Source organism: Mycolicibacterium houstonense (assembly GCF_900078665.2).
Classification (GTDB): domain Bacteria; phylum Actinomycetota; class Actinomycetes; order Mycobacteriales; family Mycobacteriaceae; genus Mycobacterium; species Mycobacterium houstonense.
Window position 1 is genome coordinate 4,614,183 of sequence record NZ_LT546207.1, and the last position, 4,809, is coordinate 4,618,991.

At 69.4% G+C, this 4,809-nt stretch carries 4 protein-coding genes and 2 pseudogenes; 3 read left to right on the forward strand and 3 right to left on the reverse strand.

What is annotated here, in order from left to right; genetic code table 11:
• The first annotated feature begins 194 nt into the window (after window positions 1–194).
• Window positions 195–1,652, forward strand: a complete 1,458-nt coding sequence (locus tag BN4332_RS23120) for a CCA tRNA nucleotidyltransferase (RefSeq protein WP_066901837.1) — start codon at window positions 195–197, stop codon at window positions 1,650–1,652.
• Between the two features lie 18 nt (window positions 1,653–1,670).
• On the forward strand, window positions 1,671–2,162 hold the full coding sequence (locus BN4332_RS23125; RefSeq protein WP_066901838.1) for a pullulanase: 492 nt from the start codon (window positions 1,671–1,673) through the stop codon (window positions 2,160–2,162).
• A 24-nt stretch (window positions 2,163–2,186) separates the two neighbouring features.
• Here BN4332_RS23125 and BN4332_RS35095 read toward each other — a convergent pair.
• Together BN4332_RS35095 and BN4332_RS23135 are read right to left on the reverse strand one after the other, a co-directional pair.
• Window positions 2,187–2,282 (reverse strand): annotated as a pseudogene (locus tag BN4332_RS35095) (wyosine base formation domain-containing protein); the annotation flags it as partial.
• Window positions 2,269–3,537 (reverse strand): annotated as a pseudogene (locus BN4332_RS23135) (MFS transporter); the annotation flags it as partial. The pseudogenes BN4332_RS23135 and BN4332_RS35095, both read right to left, overlap by 14 nt.
• Window positions 3,538–3,642: 105 nt before the next feature.
• Between BN4332_RS23135 and BN4332_RS23140 the strand changes: the two are divergent.
• Complete coding sequence (locus BN4332_RS23140) at window positions 3,643–4,248, forward strand: YqgE/AlgH family protein (protein ID WP_066901839.1); 606 nt, start codon at window positions 3,643–3,645, stop codon at window positions 4,246–4,248.
• 20 nt (window positions 4,249–4,268) lie between these two features.
• On the opposite strand, the gene BN4332_RS23145 is transcribed toward BN4332_RS23140, so the two are convergent.
• Window positions 4,269–4,622 (reverse strand): hypothetical protein, encoded by a 354-nt coding sequence (locus tag BN4332_RS23145; RefSeq protein WP_066901840.1) that lies wholly within the window; start codon window positions 4,620–4,622, stop codon window positions 4,269–4,271.
• Window positions 4,623–4,809 lie beyond the last annotated feature (187 nt).

Genomic DNA, 4,809 nt, shown 5'->3' on the forward strand with positions numbered 1-4,809 from the left:
GCATCACTGCCCTGATCGCCGGCGGGCGGGCCCGCCGCCCGCTGTGCACGACGACGGCCACGACGCCGACTGCGGCGCCGTCGTGGTTTGGCCTGTTCGCCGTCCGACACCCAAGCGATAGTAGCTGCCATGGGGTTGGCCTCCTGCCGCACTCGCCGGTTGTGACCACACCGCGAGCATTAGGCTCATCGAACGTGTCCGATGCTGCTGTTACTGATGCCGAATTGCTGGCCGGCGCACTGGTCGCGCTGAACCACCGCGCCGAGGTGCTGCGCGGGCTCGGCGCGGTGTTCGCTGCCGCGGGCCATGACCTCTATCTGGTGGGCGGCAGCGTGCGTGACGCGCTGCTGGGCCGGTTGACCGAGCACAGTGACCTCGATTTCACCACGGACGCCCGCCCGGAGCAGATGCTGAAGTTCCTGCGGCCGTGGGCCGATGCGTTGTGGGACACCGGGATCGACTTCGGCACGCTCGGGGTCGGCAAGGGTCCGGACCGGCTGGAGATCACCACCTTCCGGGCCGACAGCTATGACCAGGTGTCGCGGAACCCGACGGTCGAGTTCGGTGACAACCTCGACGACGACCTGGTGCGCCGGGATTTCACCGTCAACGCCATGGCGGTGCGCATCACTGCCGACGGTCCGGCCGAATTCCATGATCCGCTGGGCGGTTTGGCGGCGATCCAGGCCAAGGTGCTCGATACGCCATCGGCGCCGGAGGTGTCGTTCGGCGACGATCCGCTGCGCATGCTGCGCGCGGCCCGCTTCGTCTCCCAACTGGGCTTCGGGGTCGCGCCGCGGGTGCTCGAGGCCCTACTGGAGATGGCGCCGCAGCTGCAGCGCATCACCGTCGAGCGGGTGGCCGCCGAACTGGACAAACTCCTGCTGGGCGCCGATCCGGTGGCCGGTGTCGACTTGATGGTGCAGACCGGCCTCGGCGAGGTGGTGTTGCCTGAGGTCGGCGAGATGCGGATGGCCATCGACGAGCACCATCAGCACAAGGACGTGTACTGGCATTCGCTGACGGTGTTGCGCCAGGCCGTCGACCTCGAAGACGAGGGTCCCGATCTAGTGTTGCGCTGGGCCGCCCTGCTGCACGACATCGGCAAGCCCGCCACCCGCAAGCACGAATCCGACGGCGGGGTGAGCTTCCACCACCACGAGGTGGTCGGCGCGAAGATGACCCGCAAGCGGATGCGGGCGCTCAAGTACTCCAAGCAGATGGTCGACGACGTGTCGCAGCTGGTCTATCTGCATCTGCGCTTCCACGGCTACGCGGACGACAAGGGCGCCGGAAAGTGGACGGATTCGGCGGTGCGCCGCTACGTGACCGATGCCGGTCCGTTGCTGAGCCGGCTGCACAAGCTCGTGCGTGCCGACTGCACCACCCGCAACAAGCGCCGGGCCGCGCGGTTGCAGGCCAACTACGACGATCTGGAGAAGCGGATCGCCGAACTGGCGGCCAAGGAGGACCTGCAACGGGTCCGGCCGGACCTCGACGGCAACGAGATCATGGAGATCCTCGGCATCCCGGCCGGCCCGCAGGTCGGCCAGGCCTGGAAGTACCTCAAGGAGTTGCGGCTTGAGCACGGCCCGCTGTCCCGCGAGCAGGCGATCGACGAATTGTTGAAATGGTGGAACGCCAGGAGCTGATCGTGCGTCTGATCAGTCATGGACTATTGCCTGGGTGAGCCCGACGGGACCGCGGCTATCTTCACCGGGACGCCCGATGTGGACTTGGACGGCGACGGCAGCTTCGACGGTCTCGGCCTGGATGTCGACGGGGACGGCCGGATGGACGATGTGATGGCCGATCTGGATGCCGACGGCCTCGCCGAACATGCGGTGCTGGACTCCGATGACGACGGCCGGGCCGAAAGTTACTTCACCGACGACGGTTCGGGCACCTGGGCGGTGAGCGTGGACCGATCCGGCCAGGTCCGGTGGTTCGGGCTGGACGGGGCCGAACAGCTGGGTGGGCCGCTGGTTGACTTCGACGGCGACGGCGCGGTCGATGACCGGTTGCTCGATGTCGACGGCGACGGTCTGGCGGATCGGGCGCTGGCCGGCGAGCGGGCTCACGTCGACACCGACGGCGACGGCCGGTGGGATCTGTTGCTGGCCGACACCGATGGCGACGGGCGGGCCGATTCGGTGTCCTGAGCCCGCGCCGTCACGAGCGTGCGCTCAGCCCCGGCCTGCCCCCGGCGGCCCGGCGAAGGCCTGCGCGATGGTGAGCCACTTTGCGGCGTCCTCGCCGTGCGCGGTCACGTCCAGCTCGGCGGGNCAGGCCGAGCCCGACGAGGTAGGCCACCACCCCGGCGGCGACCAGGGCGGGCGAGTGCCCGTCGGCGGGAATCACCGTGGCCGCCGCCGCGATCGCGGTGACGAACGAGATCCAGAACAGCGCGTCCTGCACGGTGAACACGTGGCCGCGCAGGGCGTCGTCGACGTCGATCTGCATCGCCGAGTCCGCGCATAGCTTCACCAACTGGCCGGCCGCGCCGAGCAGCAGGCCGCACGTCACCATCACCGGGACGTGCAGCCCGATCGCCACGAGCTGGATGGCCGCCGCGAAGGCCAGCGCGCCGTTTGCGGTGGCGTAGCGGCCGAACCGGCCGATCACCGCGGGGGCGGCCACGGTGGCGATGAACTGTCCGGTGCCGCCCGCGGCCATGAACAACACGGCACTGCCCAGGCCCAGTCCGGTGACGTCGGGATTGTCGGTGTGCCGCACGATCACCAGGACCAGCAGCGAGTTGATGCCGAAGGCCATGCGGTGCGCGGCCAAGCCGGCCAGGGTGCCCGCGACGGGCGGCACGGAGATCACCGTGCGGGCACCGTGCACCCAGCCCGTCGCCACCGCGTAGGCCACCGAGCCGTGAATCGAGCGCTTGCTCTCGTGCGGGCCCAGCACGTGCTCGCCGAACCGTACCGACAACCACAACGCCAGCGCGACGGGCACCGCGACGATGACCATGACCACGGACGCACCGGAGTCATCGGCCCCGAACAGCTTGCGCGGCACCAGCATGAAGTCCGCGCCGAGGAACGCTGCGAGCGCACCGACCGCGGTCGCCACCGAGTTCATCGTCACCACGCGGTCGCGGGGCACCACGTCGGGAAGTGAGGCCGACAGGCCCGACGAGACGAACCGGGTGAACCCGTTGACGATCAGGGCACAGCACAGGATGGGCACGTCGCCCGCGCCGAAGGCCAGCAGCGCGGCCACCAGGAACACGATCAGCAGCCGGCCCGCATTGGCCCCGATGAGCACCAGGCGGCGGTCCCAGCGGTCGAGCAGGGCCCCGGCGAACGGGCCGAGCACCGAGTACGGCAGGAACATCACCGCGAACGCCATCGCGATCTGCCACGGTTCGGCCTGTCGTTCCGGGTTGAACAGGATCGCGCCGGCGAGCCCAGCCTGGAACAGGCCATCGGCGAACTGGCTGACCGCGCGCAACTCGAGCAATCGGCGGAACTCGGTCATACCTCGCAACGAGCGCCAGAGGGCACGGAGCGCGCGAGCATGAACCACCCGATCCACAGTACAAACTCCCTCGAGATACAAAGCTGCGCCGAAATCCGACCGCGCCCGGGCTTGTTCGCCACGTCACGGCGGTCGCGGTGCCATGATGTAGGCGTGGCGCAGTCAGAAGATCCGGAGGATTTCGTCGCGCCTGCGGCGCATCGGGTACGGCCGGGCACGCTGTTGCTGGCCAATACCGATCTGCTGGAGCCGACTTTCCGGCGAAGCGTCATCTACATCGTCGAGCACAATGCCGGCGGGACCCTCGGTGTGGTGTTGAACCGGCCCAGCGAGACCGCGGTCTACAACGTGCTGCCGCAGTGGGCGAAGCTCACCGCCAAACCCAAGACCATGTTCATCGGCGGTCCGGTCAAGCGAGACTCGGCGCTGTGCCTGGCGACGCTGCGGGTCGGCATGCAGGCCGACGGTGTTCCCGGGCTGCGGCACGTGCAGGGCCGGGTGGTGATGGTCGATCTCGACGCCGATCCGGACACCCTGGCGCCGGCCATCGAGGGCGTGCGGATTTTCGCCGGATACTCGGGGTGGACCATCGGCCAGTTGGACGGCGAGATCGAGCGCGACGATTGGATCGTGCTCTCGGCGCTGCCCTCGGATGTGCTGACCGAGCCCCGGATCGATCTGTGGGGACGCGTGTTGCGTAGGCAGCCGTTGCCGATGTCGATGTTGGCGACGCACCCGATCGACGTCAGCCGCAACTAGCCGGAGTTACTCGCCGTCCGTCACTTACAGGACAACGTGCAGCTGGCGCACGCCGAGCCGGCGCAGCCCGCGCCCGAGGCGGTGGCGGCCTCCGCGGCCGCGACCGCCTTGGCGCTCTGCCAGCAACCGGCGGCCACCGTGGCCACCGCGCCGATGATGCACACCATGACGACCATCAGGCCGGTATGAGGTGCGGCGGCCAGGGCGGCGGCGCCGCCGGCGGCCAGCATCACCGCGGCGGCCAGTTGGGTCGGGGCCACGGCCCTCAACACGGAGCGCACGGGATCACCGGTGCGAGGTCTGGTCAACAACCACAGCCCGAACACGCCGACGATGACGGCGGCGCTCAAACACAGCAGCGCGGCGATCAGCATGGGCCACACAATACGAGGCGCCGACCGAAGTTGCGAGCTCGGGCCGGGTCCCGGCGGCTCAGCCCTGCAGGCCCAGGAGCTGGGGCAAACCCGGTGCCGGCGCCGGTGCCGGGGCGGCCGGGGTAGCTGGCGCCGGGGGAGCGGCCGGGGCGGGCGCGCTGACCTTGAAGCCAGACACGATCGCGTC